Annotated in this window: 11 protein-coding genes and 1 tRNA gene; 9 read left to right on the top strand and 3 right to left on the bottom strand. The window is 40.3% G+C overall.

What is annotated here, in order from left to right:
- Positions 1-5,514: esterase-like activity of phytase family protein (locus tag ACIR310F_RS24590; RefSeq protein WP_081677625.1), on the bottom strand; the 5,514-nt coding region annotated here is incomplete at its 3' end.
- A gap of 378 nt (positions 5,515-5,892) precedes the next feature.
- Here ACIR310F_RS24590 and gshA point away from each other — a divergent pair.
- The 4 genes from gshA to ACIR310F_RS0118325 all read left to right on the top strand — a co-directional run bounded on the left by gshA (position 5,893) and on the right by ACIR310F_RS0118325 (position 11,052).
- On the top strand, positions 5,893-7,053 hold the full coding sequence (gene gshA / locus ACIR310F_RS0118340; protein ID WP_028085085.1) for a glutamate--cysteine ligase: 1,161 nt from the start codon (positions 5,893-5,895) through the stop codon (positions 7,051-7,053).
- Between the two features lie 217 nt (positions 7,054-7,270).
- Positions 7,271-7,732 (top strand): tRNA (cytidine(34)-2'-O)-methyltransferase, encoded by a 462-nt coding sequence (locus ACIR310F_RS0118335; protein ID WP_028085084.1) that lies wholly within the window; start codon positions 7,271-7,273, stop codon positions 7,730-7,732.
- A gap of 761 nt (positions 7,733-8,493) precedes the next feature.
- Positions 8,494-10,824, top strand: a complete 2,331-nt coding sequence (locus ACIR310F_RS0118330) for a peptidoglycan DD-metalloendopeptidase family protein (RefSeq protein WP_028085083.1) — start codon at positions 8,494-8,496, stop codon at positions 10,822-10,824.
- Positions 10,825-10,978: 154 nt separating this feature from the next.
- Positions 10,979-11,052 (top strand) — tRNA-Met (locus ACIR310F_RS0118325).
- Positions 11,053-11,284: 232 nt separating this feature from the next.
- On the opposite strand, the gene ACIR310F_RS0118320 is transcribed toward ACIR310F_RS0118325, so the two are convergent.
- Entirely contained in the window at positions 11,285-11,917 is a 633-nt protein-coding gene (locus ACIR310F_RS0118320; RefSeq protein ID WP_028085082.1) for a bifunctional 4-hydroxy-2-oxoglutarate aldolase/2-dehydro-3-deoxy-phosphogluconate aldolase, read from the bottom strand.
- 138 nt (positions 11,918-12,055) lie between these two features.
- Here ACIR310F_RS0118320 and ACIR310F_RS0118315 point away from each other — a divergent pair, with 138 nt between their 5' ends.
- From ACIR310F_RS0118315 to panD, 4 genes are all read left to right on the top strand, one after another.
- Positions 12,056-13,234 (top strand): MFS transporter, encoded by a 1,179-nt coding sequence (locus ACIR310F_RS0118315; protein ID WP_028085081.1) that lies wholly within the window; start codon positions 12,056-12,058, stop codon positions 13,232-13,234.
- Between the two features lie 280 nt (positions 13,235-13,514).
- Positions 13,515-14,297, top strand: a complete 783-nt coding sequence (locus ACIR310F_RS0118310) for a DUF4231 domain-containing protein (protein WP_028085080.1) — start codon at positions 13,515-13,517, stop codon at positions 14,295-14,297.
- A 386-nt stretch (positions 14,298-14,683) separates the two neighbouring features.
- Positions 14,684-15,196, top strand: coding sequence for an inorganic diphosphatase (locus ACIR310F_RS0118305; protein ID WP_028085079.1), 513 nt, complete (start codon positions 14,684-14,686; stop codon positions 15,194-15,196).
- 208 nt (positions 15,197-15,404) lie between these two features.
- Entirely contained in the window at positions 15,405-15,794 is a 390-nt protein-coding gene (gene panD, locus ACIR310F_RS0118300; RefSeq protein ID WP_028085078.1) for an aspartate 1-decarboxylase, read from the top strand.
- A gap of 9 nt (positions 15,795-15,803) precedes the next feature.
- Here panD and ACIR310F_RS0118295 read toward each other — a convergent pair whose 3' ends face one another.
- A complete protein-coding gene (locus ACIR310F_RS0118295; RefSeq protein WP_028085077.1) occupies positions 15,804-16,472 on the bottom strand; it encodes a dienelactone hydrolase family protein in 669 nt (222 codons plus the stop codon).
- Between the two features lie 938 nt (positions 16,473-17,410).
- Between ACIR310F_RS0118295 and ACIR310F_RS24975 the strand changes: the two genes are divergently transcribed.
- A partial coding sequence (locus ACIR310F_RS24975; RefSeq protein WP_035368434.1) for a DUF4347 domain-containing protein occupies positions 17,411-18,894 on the top strand: 1,484 nt, incomplete at its 3' end.

Below are 18,894 nucleotides of genomic sequence, written 5' to 3'. Positions count from 1 at the left end.
ACCAGTAGCAGCAGTGAAATCAGTACCAGAAGTAGCAGTACCACCGCTGGTAGCGTAGTCAACCGTTACCACAGTATTACTAGCTTCACTCAGAGTAACTGTAACTACAGCATTTACATCTACAGATCCCTCCACCACAGTCACATCATTAATACTGATTCTGTTGACCAGGTTTAAAGGTTTCTCCAACCTCAACAAAATTTGTTCATTGTTGTCTACCGCAGGAGGACGACCGACTGAGAAAGGATAGTTGTTGTCATTGGCAACTAAAATGGTATTTTTGTCAATAACTACAACACTCTCAATAGTTTGGAAGGGGAAGACAAAAGTAGTTTTGCCATCTCCGTTAATGTCGTTGGGGTCTTTGATGTTGAGTAAGTCTACAACTTCTTCCTTGGTTACATAACCATTAGCATCTGCTTTAGACAAGTCAATCTTAAAGATTCTCTTGAATTTAGCAGCATCTCCTTGATTATTATCCCGCTCAATCACCAGGTACTCATTATCATTAATGACAGTGATATCACCAATAGCATTCGCTACATCATTCAACCTGTAGAACAGTTCCCTACTAGTGTATTGGCGGCTGGCAATGTCAAACTCATTAATCCGCAAAGCACCCGCAGCATCACCTTGAACCGTACCCTCCAAGAGCATATAGAGCTTAGTTTTGCTGGCGTTAATTGCACTACCCTCAAAACCCTTAGAGCGACCTAAATTAGCAACAGCAGTTCCCGCCAGGACATCAGGATTTTGGGGAGAACGAACAATATTGTACCCAGTATCACCAACTAATCTGTCTCTGACAGTATCGCCTGTATTAGGAAAATCCGTAAACAGTGCATCTACACCTAATTGGAAGAACTGTTGGAACTCTAGCTTAGGATCACCCTTGTAATCTGCCGCTAAATAGCGTCCCTCATTACGGAAAGTGTAAGGATGAACCAACAACCCAGCATTATGAGCATCTAGAACCAAGCTAGTAGGAGCTAACGTTGTTCTATCAGCATCATTAACCGTACCATCACCATTCACATCATCAGCATTGCCGTCGCCATTAGCATCAGTACCCCTAACGCTGACAATCATCCGTTTCCAAGGACCAATAGCATCAGCATATTTCGCCACATCAGCCAAACCTTGAGAACTCCGCAAATCACCATAGGTGCGAGAGTCACCACTAACGATGAAGTCGTAAGGTTTATCTTCAATAATATTGCCATTGATATCAATACCACTGGCATCTAGAAGTTGAACTAGTGGGATATCTACCCCCGCAGCCGGCATGATAGTATCATGCAACTCCTTCAAGTTGCCAACTTCAAAGGACTGGATGAAAATGCGACTAGGATCAGTGAAATTATTTGCCTTCAGAGTATCTATGAGGATCTGACCCAGATTACGGTTAATCTTAGTAGTTGTACCTACATAAGTAGCTTCAGAAAGAGAATAAGTCGGATGCTTGGTTTCAGGGTAGATACCAATTTTCTTGCCTGTACTAGCTTCCACTCCCTTAACTAAATTAATAATTTCCGTCAAGGTAGGAATTTCAAATTGACCGTTAAAAGACTGGTCACGGAAAGACAGACGCTCAATAGCGCGTAATTCCTTAATTTCTGCCAAAGTAAAATCTTCAGCAAACCAACCTGTAACTGATGTTCCATCCAAAATTACAGTCTTTTTCCGGTCTGCAAATTTAGCAATAGTAGCCACATTGGTAGTGGTATTACCAGTATTTACAGAACCATCAGCATTCAAAATCGCCAAAGCAGGTTCATGACGAGCAATAAGTACACCATCTTTAGTAACAACTAAATCAGGCTCAACAAAATCAGCACCCTGCTCAATTGCCAACTGGTAAGAAGCTAAGGTGTGTTCTGGACGATAGCCACTCGCTCCCCTATGACCAAGAACCTCCGGTGCTGTGCCGTCTAAAGTCTTAAATCTATCTGGTGTAGCAATGGGAGCTTCTAGTAACTTACCAGTAGCATCAAAATGTAGAAGGTAGGGACCAAATTCTTCACCAACCCAGATAGTGCCATCCTTATCAAAAACAAAAGACTCAATATCAAAATCTGCACCAGTCAGGTTTCTGGCTGCCGTTGCATCATTGACAATTGTGAAATTAGTAATCTTCCTATCTGGGTCAGAGAATTGGATGTAATCTAAAACTTTAACTTTACCGTCTCCATTCTCCGTACCCCTAAAGTTTGGATCTACACGATAAATCCGTAATAAGTAGTCAGCGCTATTTTCTTTTGCTCCGTAGCCGTTATCTGGTTGGAAGTAAAAACTGTTATTATTGCCAATTTGAACAGCACTAAAACCTTGAATTGGTTGACCAGGGAATGGACCGGTTTTACCATTAGCAGAAATACCATTACCAGATTGTGGACCTTCCGCAAAAGTATCCGCAGGTAAAGAAGAAAACCCTAGCAACTCAACATTTGGTACTGGGGTAGCAATCAACAATTGACCACCACCTGAATGATTACCATTGAGGACATTCAACTGGTTGAGGTCTAAACCATTGCGAACAACAGCTTGGACATCAAATAAATAGGAACTGCGACCGAGTTGGGAATTAGGCGTAGTTTCTACGATACCGGATGTCTCCCAAGTCCCGAAACCATTATTAAAAGCAGTACCTTGAGCATTCTGGTCAATTTCAAACAGAGGTCTAACTGTATCCGTAGCAATATCGTAGGAGTAAACACGGTCATTGCGCTGTTGAGCATTGACAACTTCACCACCACGACCAGCCGTGTCCTCTTGTAGTAACAGCTTGCCATTGCTATCAACAACGATGTTATCGTAGCTAATCCCCGTGTTAGGACCACCAGTTAGCACCAATTCAAAATCGCTAATTTCTCCCGTAGGATCTGCCGCATTCAAACTAAAGCGATAAGCCTTACCGTAAGCATTATCCTCAATAGTTGTACCAGGAATTGTGCTTGTATTACCAGTAGTGACAAAATAGAAAGTACCCGGATTGTTAGGATCTTCAGTGATGTCCTCAACACGACGAAAATTAGTAGAACGGGTGACATCATTTACCCAGGTACTCAAAGCAGAACCATCAGTCAACGGCTGGTCATCTGCACGGTTTGCCGTACCCTTGGTATCGTAAATTACTGACCGATCAACCCTTGTCCAAGTAGCCTTGACCTTTGTACCTTCCGCTAAGGTTTCGTAGTCATATCCTGTCACTTTCAGGACATACAGTTCACCGTCTTTGAAGCCATTGGGGTCTGCTGCTGTTTGATTACCTACAAACATATACAGTTCACCGTCTCCAGAATCTTCTGATGACAGTAGTACTGTTTTAGTGGAGTTAGTAGCCCGATATTGAGATGTTGCGATTACATTTTCCTTAGAAAAGCGACCGAAACCGTCTAAAGCTTGAGCAGTTCCATCCGTTGCTACAGCCCAACCACGACCGTTACCAAACTCTTCTGGGACAAAGTATACAGGGCCACCTTCAAAGCCATAAGTTGCCAAATAACTGGAACAGAATGGACCGAAAGCAAAATTTCCTGTTTGAGTAATACCATCAGGTGTAATGGTGATATTACTGATTTCTTGACCTTGGCTATCTACTACCTTCTCAATTAAATTCTTACCACCAATTACCCGCCAATTTTTATCAAATTGGAACAAGGAAGCCCGCGCACCAGTGATTTGTCCGGGAATGGTGCTAGAAACATCTGTTTTTGTGGTGCTGCCAAATTCGTGGTTAACAAAGACATAGTAAGAATCAACGGTTTCATAAATGCCCAGTCCGTCAGGAGTACCAGTAAAAGCGAATTTTTCGGTATTACTAGCGGTAAAAGCACCAAAACTACCTGTCAATAGAGGCACTTCATCCCCAACTGTCAAAAGTGCATTGAGTCTGTAATCAACACCACTCAACACCTTTACATAAGCAGGATCAGTGGTTCTGCCATTGACTACCGGCTTTTCGGCAACTTGAGGAATGGCTGCTAACAATTGTCCACCCTCTACATGAGCACCATTGAGAATATTGGGCTGGGTCGGGTCAGCAGTGTTGGTGATACCATGGGCTTGAACATCGAATAAGTAGCCACTTACACCAGTTAGACCATTTTGGGGTAGTTCAACAATTCCAGAGCTTTCCCATGCACCAGTACCGTTATCATAGACAGCGCCAGCAGCTTGTTGGTTAATTTCAAACAAGGACTTCACGGTATCGGTAGCGATGTCATAAGACCAGATTTGAGCATCTCTGTTCTGGGCGGCCATGACACTACCACCAAAAGCAGTGGTGTCTTCTTGAATGGCTATTTTACCGTTTTTGTCAATAACGATGTTGTCGTAGCTAACTCCAGTATTGGGTCCACCAGTCAATACCAATTCAAAGTTACTAATTGCACCCGTGGGGTCAGCAGCATTGAGACTGAAACGATACATTTTACCGTAAGGGTTTTCTGCTTCTGCTGCTACTGTGGTAGTAGTACCGTCTACCTTATTATTTGTACCTGTGGTGACAAAGTAGAAAGTGCCAGGATTATTTGGGTCTTCCGCTATGTCTTCCAAACGGCGGAAGTTGGTAGAGCGGCCACTGGCATTCACCCAATTAGATAAATCTAATCCAGTGGTCTTAGCTACATCATCAGCCCTGTCTTCCGTTCCTTTGGTATCATATACAGCACTACGGTCAACCTTAACCCAAGTAGCACCTACTTTTACTCCTTCTACCAAGGTTTCGTTGCTATAGTCCGTAACTTTAAGAACATACAAATCACCATCTTTGAAACCGTTGGGATCTGCTTGTGTTTGATTACCAACGAACATATAGAGTTCGCCATCACCAGTGTCTTCAGTAGAAATTAATACCGTTTTGTTGGAGTTAGTAGCTCGATATTGAGATGCTGCAACTACGTTTTCTTTGGAGAAGCGTCCTAAACCATCTAAAGCTTGAGCAGTGCCGTCAGGTGTAACTGCCCAACCCCGGCTGTTACCATCAGATTCTTCTGGTGCGAAGTAAATAGGACCGCCTTCAAAACCACTCTCTGCTAAAAAGGATGAACAGAAGCGGCCAAAACCTGGTATGGTGGATGTTAAGCTAACAATATCAGATCCATTAGCGGTAAAGGTGATTTTTCCTAATTCAGTACCCGTACTATCAACGGCTTTTTCAATCAGGTTTTTACCACCGATAACTTTCCAGTTTTTATCGAATTGGAATAGGGAAACTCTCGCTCCGGTGATTTGTCCTGTGACTGTGGTGGAAAAATCTGACTTGGTAGTGCTACCCAATTCGTGATTGACAAACACATAATAACCTGTGGCTGTCTCATAAATTCCCAAACCGTCGGGAATGCCTGTGAAGGCAAATTTATCAGTAACACTGGTAGTAAAAGAACCAAAAGCACCTTGTAATAAGGGAACTTCGTCACCTACAGTCAATAAAGGAACAAGGGCATATTGTGCGCCTTGGGTAAGTTTATTGACGTAAGCAGGAGCGGTTGTTCTTCCGTTCTGAATTGCCATACTGAAGATGTTTGTATTTTTGTTTAGTTTTTTGCATTGCTATTCAAGTTATTTATTCAAGCTATTTGGTTAACTCTATCTTTCCCAAATCTCAAGCAGCTTGGTTTTAATAAGCAGTAACAGCAACAATTAAAATAATTACATCCAAAGATTAAGGGAAAGATAAGCTTAATAGAATAATCGGTTAAAATTAGATTAGATATCTGAAACTTTCTTTCTCATCCTTAGGGAATATTTTCGCTGCAGGCTTGATCGTGGTTCATTATTTCATAACTGATGCGTAAACCCTATAAATAAATTTATATGTACACAAAAAATGCAAAAAATCGTCTAATTAGATACAATTTATAAACATTACCAGCAGCTTTGGAGAATAACATGATTTTATTAAAAGGCTTTGAAATTGAGATGTATACTGGTACGCCTCAAGGTGAAATTGTGGGATTATCGGACAAAATTATTTCCGATTTAGATGGTTTTATGCGTGAACCGGATAGCCGCAATGTGGAGTACATAACTCAGCCATCTATGAGTTATGATAATTTGTTGTGTGCCTTATTAGGTCCGAGAAGAAAGTTACGGAATTATCTACAAAAGTTGGATAATTACACTTTAATACCGGGTAGCACTTTGTCCTTGCCAGGGAGGGATGCCTCCGGGGACATGAACCAACGCTTTTTCCGTTCTGATCCCACTAATCCCTATCATGACTACATTGAACAAACCTATGGAACAAAAGTAGTAACTGCCAGCGTTCATATCAATATTGGTATTAGTGATCCAGAGGTATTAATGCGTGCCTGTCGGGTGATTAGAATGGAAGCACCTCTATTTCTAGCCATGAGTGCTTCATCTCCTTTCCTGGATGGTAAAACCACTGGTTATCATTCTACTCGCTGGGGAATATTCCCGCAAACTCCAGATTATGTACCCTTATTTACTAGTCATGCCCATCATATTCAATGGGTTAATGAACAATTAGTTACAGGTAAGATGCAAAATATCCGCCACTTATGGGTATCAGTGCGTCCAAATGGCGATCGCCGTCCTTATGATCTAAATCGTTTAGAATTGAGAATTTGTGATTTAGTGACAGACCCTATTGCCTTATTAGCAATGACTGCCCTGCTAGAAGCGCGGTTAATCCAAATTATTGACAATCCTAGCATTGATCCCTTAACTCAAAGCCCTTTTTCTCCCGAAGAACTGATCACCTTAACCATGAAAAACGAAATGGCTGCTGCTACAGACAGTCTTGATGCTAAATTGCAGCGGTGGCAAGATGGTCATAGTATTCTGGCTAGGGATTGGATCAGAGAACTCTATCAAGAAATTTGGAGCATTGCCAAACAACAGGGATTTAGTTGTTTTCTAGCGCCGCTGCAAAATATCCTACAAACAGGCAATGAAGCTCAACAATGGTTACAACTGCATAAAATAGGCGTTGACATTCAGCGTGTAATTGCTCAAGCGATTCTGGCTACTCAGGAACGAGAAAATGAACTAGAAAGTAAACTGTGTTTATCTGTCAGAGAATAGGTAAAAGAAGAGGTGGGGGACAAGGGATAATCAACAGTACGATCTTTGTTGATTATCCCTCCCTCAGATTTGGTTATCTAATCACCTTGTGTGATTTAAAAAACTAATCAATGGAAAATACTTTTGACATATAAAAAAAAACTATATATCGCCTCTGTATTTTGATAGATTTTGAGATGAAAAGAACTTCTAGAATAGACGACTAAGATTAAAAAAGATGCCCCAGATAGTTTTAGTGAACCCGCAAATTCCTCCTAATACAGGCAATATTGCCCGGACTTGTGCAGCCACAGGCACAGAATTACATTTAGTCGGTCCCTTGGGATTTGAAATTAGCGATCGCTATCTGAAAAGAGCAGGGTTGGATTATTGGCCTTATGTTAAACTCCATTATCATGAATCCATAGAAGCATTTCAAAATGTACAGCAACAACGAGGAGGTAGATGTTTGGGTTTTAGTGTTCGTGGTGATTTTAGCTACATCAATTTTGAATTTGAAACGGAGGATTGGCTATTATTTGGCAGTGAAACAGCAGGTTTACCAGCTTCTATTCTCTCCACTTGTGACTCCACTCTATATATTCCCATGTATGAACCTGGTGTCAGGAGCTTAAACTTATCAGTCAGTGTGGCCATAGGTTTATTTGAATGTCGCCGTCAGTTGGGCTATTTACGATAATCTTGAGGAATCAAAAATTTTGATTAAGTGTGATAGCAATATATGGATGAGATTAATCATGGTGAAACTGCTGATAATTTTGGTTATTTAAATTGTAAAAATACTGTGTAGATAGTGATAAATACAGATAAATCTTGGCGAAATGACATAAGAAATTTGTATAGATATTTTGAGAGTAAATAGACTGCCAAAGATAAATTCTTGTAGCTTCAAGGTTTTGATTCCTCAAGAGAGAAAATTAGCCAAAACCTTGACTGTTAATGATTTTGAAATATATGTATCCAAGACTACAACAGAAAGATGCAAAAATTGCTGATATTAGATACGGTTGTTTTTTCAATCAGAATAAACGTAAAGTGTAGTGTTGATGGAACGGATTGATTCAAAAAATCTTGAAAATGGTAAAAGCCGGATGATCTCGCCAGCGCAGCAGCTGATGAGCCAACAGCGCCAATAGACTCAAGACTTGCTATGATATTTGTTGAGTTCGTGTTATTTGCCGCCGGCAAAAGAGCTTAGATAATTGTCAACAGCGAAAATTCTGGAGTTATGAGGAGGGACTCAGACAAGGCATCACCAAAAATTTTCAGATTTACCAAAGTGCATAAACTTGTCCAAATTACCGGAAGCAGGTTAGTCTTGCGTAAGTAGCTCTGGTGAATGTGATCTTGATCTGTAGTTTGATGTGATATCAATCATTAAATAATATCTAACTTAAAAATCAAGATCAGTTAAACAGTATTGATCATAGGAGGTTGTCTTTGAAACGAGCATTAAAGAAAAGAGAGCAGGCTGTATTAAAAAATCACCCCAGCCGCGATGATGCCCCGGTAGGGCAAACAACTGATAACAAAAATCCCCAAATAACCCTCCGGTCTCGGACTCATCAGGCTGCCATGATTGGCTTGGCAATATCAATGGGAGCAGCTAGCCTTTTGGTGACTCGACAAAGTGATCAAGCCCAAGCAGCTGCTCCCATTGGCAGTCAAAAAGCAGATGGAACAAATTCTGTGGTTTCCGAGAACGAGATCAAATTTACCGACACCAAACTAGAGTCCCAAAGCGTCTCACAGGTAGGGGGTGTAGTAAATCCTATGATATTAGAACCAACAGTAGTTTCACGAGTACCTGGGCTGGAAGCTAAGTGGCAATTTGCCACCAATAACACACCTGTCCTCAATGTAATTTCATCTACCAACGCGGCTGAAAAAAATTCTGTCCACTCACAAGGCCAATTAGCACAGGGGGTGAAAAACCGCCCAATTCAGTCTACATTACTAGTAAATAACCAAGAAACTGAAACAGCACAACAGTTATCTAACGGGGATAGGGCGCAATATTTCGCAGCGGAGGAATTAGCAGGTGGAACTGTTGATGCCAAACTAAAAGCACAGCAAGAGGTAGCTCTCAATCGCTTGCGGGAGAAATCAACCCGTTTAAGGAATAGTTTGACACAGTTACGGTCTAAGAGATCTCAAAATCTCTCAAAGATTGGTATAAATGAAGAACAGCCAATCACTGTATCTGATAACTCTGTAGTAAAACAGTCCCAGAATGGGACTAGTTCGAGCCAAACTGAACTTGTAAATGAATTAAAACAGAACCAAAAACCCAGTGAGACTATACAGCCAGGACAAATGCCCGGATCAACTTCCACAAAAGTTGCCGCACAATTGCCCCCTTCAACATATCAAGTTAAGCCCGGAGATACATTAGCAGAGATAGCTAACAATTATGGTATTTCAGTTTCCGAGCTAATTAAGGTTAATAACCTTAGCGATTCTCATCAACTGCAAATTAGTCAAAAACTAATTATTCCGGCAGTGAAGATGGTAGATAAGGTTAACAAAGTAGATAATCCTTTAAACACTCCTAGTTTGAACACTAATTCGTTTGTTGCTAACAACACTAGCGTTGTAGTTCCTTCTCCCATAGCAACAGAGCAGCCCAAAGGTTTTGATAGTCGTGCCATTACTAATAGCGTAACTATCCCAGTACCGGTCGTGTCGGGGGAACGGGAAAACAATAATAATCCTAGTATCACTAACCGTATTAATGTTCCCGCGGCCATAACACCGGCGCCCATAACAAATTATAAGCAAGGGCAGATCCCTATTGCCATCCCGCAAGCATTACCTACTCCTACTGAATCTTTTGGATTAGGTGGTGATGCTCCATTACCAAGAAACTTGTCCCCAAAACCGGTGGAAAAGCTATCTAAAGGTAAAGGTAATGAACGTATTCGCGGCTTACAAGCAGAAATTGAGAGATTGCGTTATAAATACCGCACTCAAGAATCTGGTGTGGCTGCTACAGATACTAAAAATAATAGCCAGTCTGTACCTATTCCTATTGAATCAAAAAGTAATCCCGTAGTGTCTCAAGTTGGACTACAGATTCCTGTACCTAAAGCGATATTACCCAGCTATAACAATCAACCAGTTCGTCCTCTAGTTACGGCTTCTGGGTTTGCCAATGAGCCAATTAACCCAGAATTTCTGCCCGGTAAGACTGGTGTTGGCTCGAATTTTGCCCCCAATTCATCTGGGATTAAGTTAACAGTTCCTTCTCCTGGAATAAGTGCTTCTGACTCTTTAGGTAAATTGCGAGGAACTAATATCTCTCCGGCTTTACCACCTTTGGCCGCAGTGGATATATACCTGCCGAAAACAACTGAGGAAAATCCCAATTTCCCATCTAATTCTACTGCTACCAGCTACATTTGGCCTGCAAAGGGAGTTCTGACTTCTGGTTACGGCTGGCGCTGGGGAAGAATGCACAGAGGGATTGATATTGCTAACTCAGTCGGTACACCCATTTACGCTTCCTCTGCTGGTGTGGTCGAGAAAGCAGGCTGGAATAGCGGTGGTTACGGTAACGTTGTGGATATCCGCCATGATGATGGTAGTTTAACTCGCTATGGACACAACAGCCGGATTTTGGTGCAAGCTGGTCAAAGGGTGCAACAAGGTCAGACTATTGCGGCTATGGGTAGCACTGGTTTCAGCACAGGTCCCCATAGTCATTTTGAAGTTCATCCTTCGGGTAAGGGCGCTGTTAACCCTATCGCTTTCTTGCCAAATCGTTTGTAATTCCTGATGATCTGGAATTAAAGGGTTTTTTGAGGGGGGTAAACTCCCTCTTTTTAATTTTGGGCAAATTCTGGAAATTTTGGAAATTTTGCAAATTGATGGTTGTCAAATGCAAATTTGTATGCTATGTTAATAGGAGTTGGTTAAACAACGCGGCTCAGTAGCTCAGTTGGTTAGAGTACGGGACTCATAAGCCTGGGGTCGTCAGTTCAAATCTGACCTGAGCCATTTTCCAAAGCTTACTATATAAAGGTTTCAGATCCTAGTCATCAATAGTTGTAGGGTTCTGGATTTACCATTTAACACCCTTTTGACTATTTTTTGACTATGCTCTGCAAACCTAAAATAGTCAAGGATAGTCAGTGACAATTGGAATTGAAACCCTTGAAGGTCGTCTTATAGCTGTATTCAGGTTAATTAGGACGCTGCTTCCACCACTTTTGCTGGGCTGATTTTACCACTAATTTAACTTCTGGATGAGTGCTTTTGCTTGTTCGGTAATTCCGGTCCAATTTTCCTCTAATATCCATTTTTTTGGGAATAATTCCCCACTTAAGCCTACAGCTATTGCCCCAACCTTTAAAAAATCTTCAGCATTTTCTAAGGTTACACCCCCCGTAGGAATTAAGGGAATATGCCCCAGGGGACCTTGTAGACTTTTGATGTAATTAGTTCCTCCCACTGCTTGGACGGGAAACACTTTCACACAAGTAGCACCATAATTCCAAGCGGTAATAATTTCCGTCGGTGTCAATGCACCAGGAATTATTGGTATATTTGCGGCTACTGCGGTTTTAATCATGACGGGATCAGTATGGGGACTAAAGAGAAATTGACACCCACAAGCGATCGCTTCTTGTAATTGCTGGACGTTAAATAAAGTACCAGTACCAATCAGACAGCCTGGTAATTCAGTGCGGAGTTGGGAAATTAACTCTGGTGCCTGATCACTATTCCAGGTAATTTCAATTAGTCTCATACCCCCAGATGCTACCGCTAAAGCCATTTTTTTACCCCAGTCCATTTTTGGGGCGCGAACTACAGCGATCGCTCGGTGTATTTTTAATTGTGATAACCAAATTTGACTAAGCATTTTCACTAATACATAGTAGCAAATAAAGATGTTCTTCTTTCTGTAATTTAGAGTTCATGAATTTGATGAGCAGTAAGTAAAAAGTCTCATTAATGGTAAAATAACTAAAGTAGCATTAATAAATAAGTTTAATTGACAATGAATCGCATTTTTTGGATTACTGCTTTAATTGCCTTTATTAACTCCTTGAGTTTTACAATTTTAATCCCCATTATTTATCTTTATGGTAAACAATTTGGTTTAAATGATTTCCAAACTAGTTTATTGTTTTCTACCTACTCTATCGCTCAATTTTTTGCCACTCCTGTAATTGGTAAACTTTCTGATAGATTTGGACGTAAACCATTATTAATAATTAGTCTAGCAGGAACAGTAATTGCTAACACTATAGCCGGTACTGCCACAACAGCAATTTTACTATTTTTCGCCAGATTTTTAGATGGGATTACCGGGGGAAATGTTGCCGTTGCCCAAGCGGTTATTTCTGATGTCACCATGCAAAAAAATCGCGCTCAAGCCTTTGGAATTTATGGTGCAGCCATGGGCTTAGGCTTTATTATCGGTCCAGTTATTAGTTTATTAGCACAGCAAATTTCTTTAGGAACAGCATTTTTAGTCTCTGGTGCAGTTGCTATGATAGCCATGTTAATGACCATATTCTTGTTACCAGAAACTTTAGAAAACAAATCTCCAAAGTTTAGTAATATTTGGGATTTAGGATTGGAAAATTTAATTAAAGGGTTTGCTATGCCAGGAGTTGGCATTTTACTATTAATTAACTTTTTGACTGGGACAACATTTACCATGTTTACCTATGCCTTTCAACCCTATTTTATTCAAGTTCTACATCAAAATAATCAATCTTTAACTCTCCTATTTCTAGTATTTGGCACTTTAGCAGTAATTATGCAAACTTGGGGAATATCGGTTCTCCGTCCTAAATTTAATGTCGTCAAGATATTATTTTTAGGTTTATTCGTTCGCAGTTTATCATTTCTCTTAATGCCCCTTTGGCCTAGTATCACCTATTTTGTCATAGTTAGCATCTTATTTGCTTTGTTTAATGCCCTCGTTCAACCTATGATTAGTACATTAATTTCTTTGAATGCTAAACCACAAGATCAGGGAACTGTTTTAGGGTTAAACGCATCTTATTTAAGTATTTCTAATGGTATTGGTCCAGTGATAGCCGGTATGATGGTTAAACAATCCCAACCAGTGACCTATGGCTATCCTTTATACATAGCAGGTATTTTGACCTTTGTGGTTTTAGCCTTAGCAATAGCTACACGGAAAAGATACAGCACTGCTATTTAAAGGGTGAAATATAACTGTTCAACTCAGATTGAAGCACGATTTAATGAAAACAAATGTTAAATAAACTTAAATAATTGTCAACCAAAATCTATTCATATCCTTGAAAACAATTATGGAAGCCAGGTTTTTACTATTTTCTGGAAAATGCTACTTCTGACAATATCTTGTCAAGAATAGTACCTTGGTGTAATATAAATCATTGGTTGTAAAAATACTTTTTACAATGAGTTTTCTCCCTGATCAACGCAATATTCCAACAATAACTACACCAGGTAAAAATATGCTCTTTTTTTTGAAGTTGATTGATTATTTATTAGTCGCAGTTGCGATCGCATCATTTGCTATTATTTATTTTGATTCTAGCAATCAAGAATATGTAATCGCCGCCTCCGTTGCTTTAACTCTTGCTATTGGTTTGTTTATCTTCAATAGACAATCAGTAAATAGCGCCAAAAAGAAAGCAGAAAAAAATCAAATGTCCAAAAAAGCTAAACTTTATACCTCTTTGTTAAGTAAAAATACTCAGCTAGACCATAACACAGTTTTGCCAGCACGAGCTAAAGCTTTAGAATATGCTCAAGACTTGATTGATGATTATAAGAGTTCTAGAGACCTTAACAGAACTTTATACTACGTTTTGCAAATTTCCACAGTTATTTTATCAGGTGTGACACCAATTTTAGTTCTAGTTGATAAATTGGAAGCAGGACAACCGTGGTTAAAATGGCTACCTGTTATCTGTCCAGCAGTGGCTTCCATTGTGGCCAGTGTCGTTACATCATTTCCCTTTGAAAAAAATTGGATGGCGGCTAACACAGCGGTAGAATTGTTAGAATCTGAACAGGAAAAGTTTATTTTAGGAATCACTCCAGCCTATCGTTGTTATGATATTCCAGAAGAAGATAAACAACAACTAAAAATTAGTCAGGCTGTAGAACTATTTATTAATCAAGTGAATAGCATTCACTTGCCGCAAGTACAACAAAAAACTGATTCAGACCCCGCAAATACAGAAAAACAAGACTCACCAAAACCTGAAGAAATAACTACAGAACAAAAGTAGCCCCCTAGTGGGAACTAATTGGGTGCAGAATCTGCACCCGTTTGTATGAATTTAAATAGTCAGTCTGTCAATTCTTGTGATACAACTTCGCAGCACTTAGCAGACATTTAACTCTGATTTTACCAGTATTTATCATTGCCCACTACTCTTCAACCAATGTTGAAAACAATCAGCCCTCTTTAACCTATAACCTATCTAACACCAGAGATTAAATACAAATACCAGATATCTATGAAGTAATAATACTTACTTTTAGAACAGAAAAAACTTAACAAGAATTAACGTTTCACGGAATTTTCAGGAAAAGATCCACAATGCCTTAAAATTTGACACTGGGAGCAAAAATATCTACTGCCCCTGTTCACTGTTAATATAGGAGTCTTGTTGTGGATTTATCTCTTATTCCTGCCCAACCCAAACCAGGTGTACTTAACGTCTTAATTGAAATTGCTGGTGGGAGTAAAAATAAATATGAATACGATAAGGATTTACAAGCATTTGCCTTAGATCGCGTTCTCTATTCTTCGGTAAAGTATCCTTATGACTATGGTTTTATACCTAACACCTTGGCTGACGATGGCGATCCTTTAGATGGTATGGTGATCATGGATGAACCAACTTTCCCCGGTTGCATCATTGCTGCTAGACCAATTGGTTTTTTAGAAATGATTGACGGTGGTGATCGTGATGAAAAAATTCTTTGTGTTCCCGTCAAAGATCCACGCTATGCTCATGTAAAGTCTCTCAAAGATGTATCCCCCCACAAATTAGAGGAAATTGCGGAATTTTTCCGTAGTTATAAGAATTTGGAAAAAAAGGTAACACAAATTCTCGGTTGGCAAGATGTGGAAAAAGTAGCTCCCTTAATAGAAAAGTTTATTAAGGCTGCCCAAGGATAATAAACATCTCCAGTAAAGATTGTAGAGACGTTCCATGGAACGTCTCTACAAGGGTTCTAAAAAATGCACATTTAATTTTCACTAAATGTCTAGTGGTAATATCAATTACTAATTACCCGCTAAATCAATAATTGTGGAATCATTAATCACAAATACTGATCTAAGTTGGAAAAATCTTCCTGGTTGCAAAAAAAAATTTTTAATCCCAATGCAGCGTACTTTCTTGTTAGCAAAAATTCATAACTGTACCCTCACAGGAGCAAATATTAATTATGTGGGTAGTATCAGCATTGACGAAGTTCTCTTAGAAAAAGCTGGTATTTTTCCCTATGAGCAAGTACAAGTAGTCAATATTGGTAATGGTGAACGTTTTACTACTTATGCTATACCTGCGGTAGCTAACTCAGGAGCTATAGAATTAAATGGAGCAGCGGCTCGCTTGGGTGTAGTAGGCGATCGCTTAATTATTATGACTTACGGGCAGTTGACATTGGAAGAGTTAAAATGTTACTCTCCTACTGTTGTAATTGTGGATGCAAAAAACCAACTGTTGGAAGTGCGAAATTATGCTGCTGGGGAAGTGAGGGAAGAGGTGTAAGTTCTGTTGTTATTTGAGGTAGTGTGTAAACCATTCCCTTGCTAAATTGGTAACAACCGCTAATTTACCTGCTTCCGCAAATAAGTGTGTAGCCCCAGGAACAATCTCCAAGCGTTTGATTGAGTGCAATTGTGTCAGTGCATCCTCATTAATCGCTATTACAGGCAGATCATCACCACCAACAATTAACAATGTTGACGCTTTGACTTGAGGTAATGCTGAACCAGCTAGGTCAGGTCCTCCACCACGAGAAACAATAGCTTTCACAACTTCCCCCCGTTTTGCAGCAGCTACAAGAGCAGCACCTGCTCCCGTGCTAGCACCAAAGTAACCTATTTTCAGTTGTTGGGTATCTGGGTTCTGTATTAGCCAGTCCGTAGCTCCAACTAAGCGAGACCCTAATAAACCAATATCAAAACGTAAATGTCTTGTCCGCAGGTCAATTTCTTCCTCTTCCAGAGTCAGCAAATCAAGCAATAAAGTTGCCAGTCCTGCTTGTTGTAATACCTCGGCAACATAACGATTACGGGGACTGTAACGACTGCTACCACTACCATGGGCAAATAAGACTATCCCGATAGCACCATGGGGGATCACCAAATTACCCTCTAGGTTCACATCACCTGTGATCACTGATACCAGTTGTTCCTGGGGGTTCTGTATGAATGTTCTATCCATAACCAATAAATCAAGAATTACTTGTGCTATTAACCCGATAATTCCTTTTTAATAATTCCCATAATTTTATACATCCATCTTTAATCAGTTGACAGGGAACAGGTGACAGGTGATAGGTGACAGGTGACAGGGAACAGGGAACAGGGAACAGGGAACAAAACGCAAAAAATTTGCTTTTCAAGTATTGACAAAGGATTTTAAAAATGTTATCCTTATCTTGATAAGGAAGAACTATCGTAAATTATTTATAGTAGGGTGTGTTAGCGACAGCGTAACGCACCATTAGTATAGACTTTGGGTGTAGCATAGTGATAGCGAAGCGCTGCTGCAAGCAGTTCGCTATATTATATAGTAAGTTCAGCTTGTGCGGGCAAGACTTGTACTGAGCTTAGTCGAAGTATGCCCGCACCACAAGAGTTTTATCATTAATATCTGTACTTGAGGTAAAGACTTTGGGTGTAGCATAGCGATAGCGAAGCGCTGCTGCAAGCAGTTCGCTATATAATATAGTAGGGTGTGTTAGCGACAGCGTAACGCACCATTGGTAAAGACTTTCGGTATAGCATAGCGATAGCGAAGCGCTGCTGCAAGCAGTTCGCTACATCTATATAATAACATAGTAACGCACCATTTTAAATCATTATCCTGTACATCCTTTCATCCTGGACATCCTGGGCTAAGGCCACGCTTCGCTATCAGACGATATAAAAGCATAAATGCTACCGAAGCCACTCTTGTGACAATAATACAGATTAAAAATAACACACTAAAATTGTAAAAAAATACGGTTGTGTCTATGATTAAATCCATTGTACGATTATAATTGTGATTGAAGACAGAAAATTGATATCCTGACCCGACCCAGGTTTTACGTAAAGTTGCTCATTTTCTACCCCATATAACAAAAACCTACAGTACCAGGTGCAAAGGAAAAAAATATGTCTAACAACTCTTTTCTCCGTCAAATCGCAACAACAATTGTTTTTATTGATGCCTCCCTTTCCGACTATCACACCCTGCAAGCAGGAATTATCGAGGGCGTAAAAACAGTTATTATTTCCCCAGATCAAGACGGAATCGAGCAAGTTAGCCAAATTTTACAACAACATCCCCACATCACCACCATTCACATCCTTTCCCACGGTGCGCCCGGATGCTTATATTTAGGCAATAGTCAATTAAACTTAACTAATATTCATAATTACACCCAACAATTACAACAGTGGCAACCTCAGAATATTTTACTATATGGTTGTAACGTCGCTGCTGGGGACGCAGGGGCAGAATTTATTCACAAATTACATCAAATTACCAACGCCACCATTAGCGCCTCCACCACAAAAACCGGCAATACAGCATTAGGGGGAAATTGGCAGTTAGAGGTGAATATTCCCGTTACAGATGTAGAGACGTTCCATGGAACGTCTCTACATCTGTCAGATATTGTTGCAGACACCCTCATCAGCTACCAGGGAGTATTTGCACCCACATTAGTGGGAGTGTGGGATATTTTAAACTATGCCTATGCTGTGACAGTATTGGGTAACTATGTCTACGCTGTGGGGGATACATTAAACATCATTGATATTACTGACCGAGCCAAACCCGTTGTCAAGGGAAGTTACAAGATTTCTAATGGTCAAGGTGTGCAAGTAGTCGGTAACTACGCTTATGTAGCTGATGGTGGTTCAGGACTACAAATAATAGACATAAGTAACCCCACTACCCCCACCCTCAAGGGCAATTATAGTACATTTGGCTATGCTAGTGATGTGCAAGTAGTCGGTAACTACGCTTATGTTGCTGTTAGTGGTTCAGGACTACAAATAATAGACATTAGCAACCCCACTACCCCCACCCGCAAAGGCAATTATGATACATCTGGACTTGCTAGAGGTGTACAAGTTGTCAGTAATTACGCTTATGTAGCTGATGGCAGTTCAGGACTACAAATCATAGACATTAGCAACCCATCTACTCCCACTCTCAAAGGCAATTATGATACATCTGGTGATGCTCAGGGTGTGCAAGTAGTCGGTAACTACGCTTATGTAGCTGATGGTTGGTCAGGACTACAAATAATTGACATTAGCAACCCCACTACTCCCACCCGCAAAGGCAATTATGATACATCTGGCTATGCTAGTGATGTGCAAGTAGTCGGTAACTACGCTTATGTAGCTGATAGTGGTTCAGGACTACAAATAATAGACATTAGCAACCCCTCTTCCCCCACCCGCAAAGGCAATTATGATACATCTGGCTATGCTAGTGATGTGCAAGTAGTCGGTAACTACGCTTATGTAGCTGATAGTGGTTCAGGACTACAAATAATAGACATTAGCAACCCCACCACCCCTATCCTCAAGGAAAATTATGGTACAGGCTATGCTAATGGTGTGCAAGTAGTCGGTAATTATGT

This window comes from Dolichospermum circinale AWQC310F (assembly GCF_000426925.1).
Classification (GTDB): Bacteria; Cyanobacteriota; Cyanobacteriia; order Cyanobacteriales; family Nostocaceae; genus Dolichospermum; species Dolichospermum circinale.
This window is presented reverse-complemented; position numbering and strand designations above follow the sequence as displayed.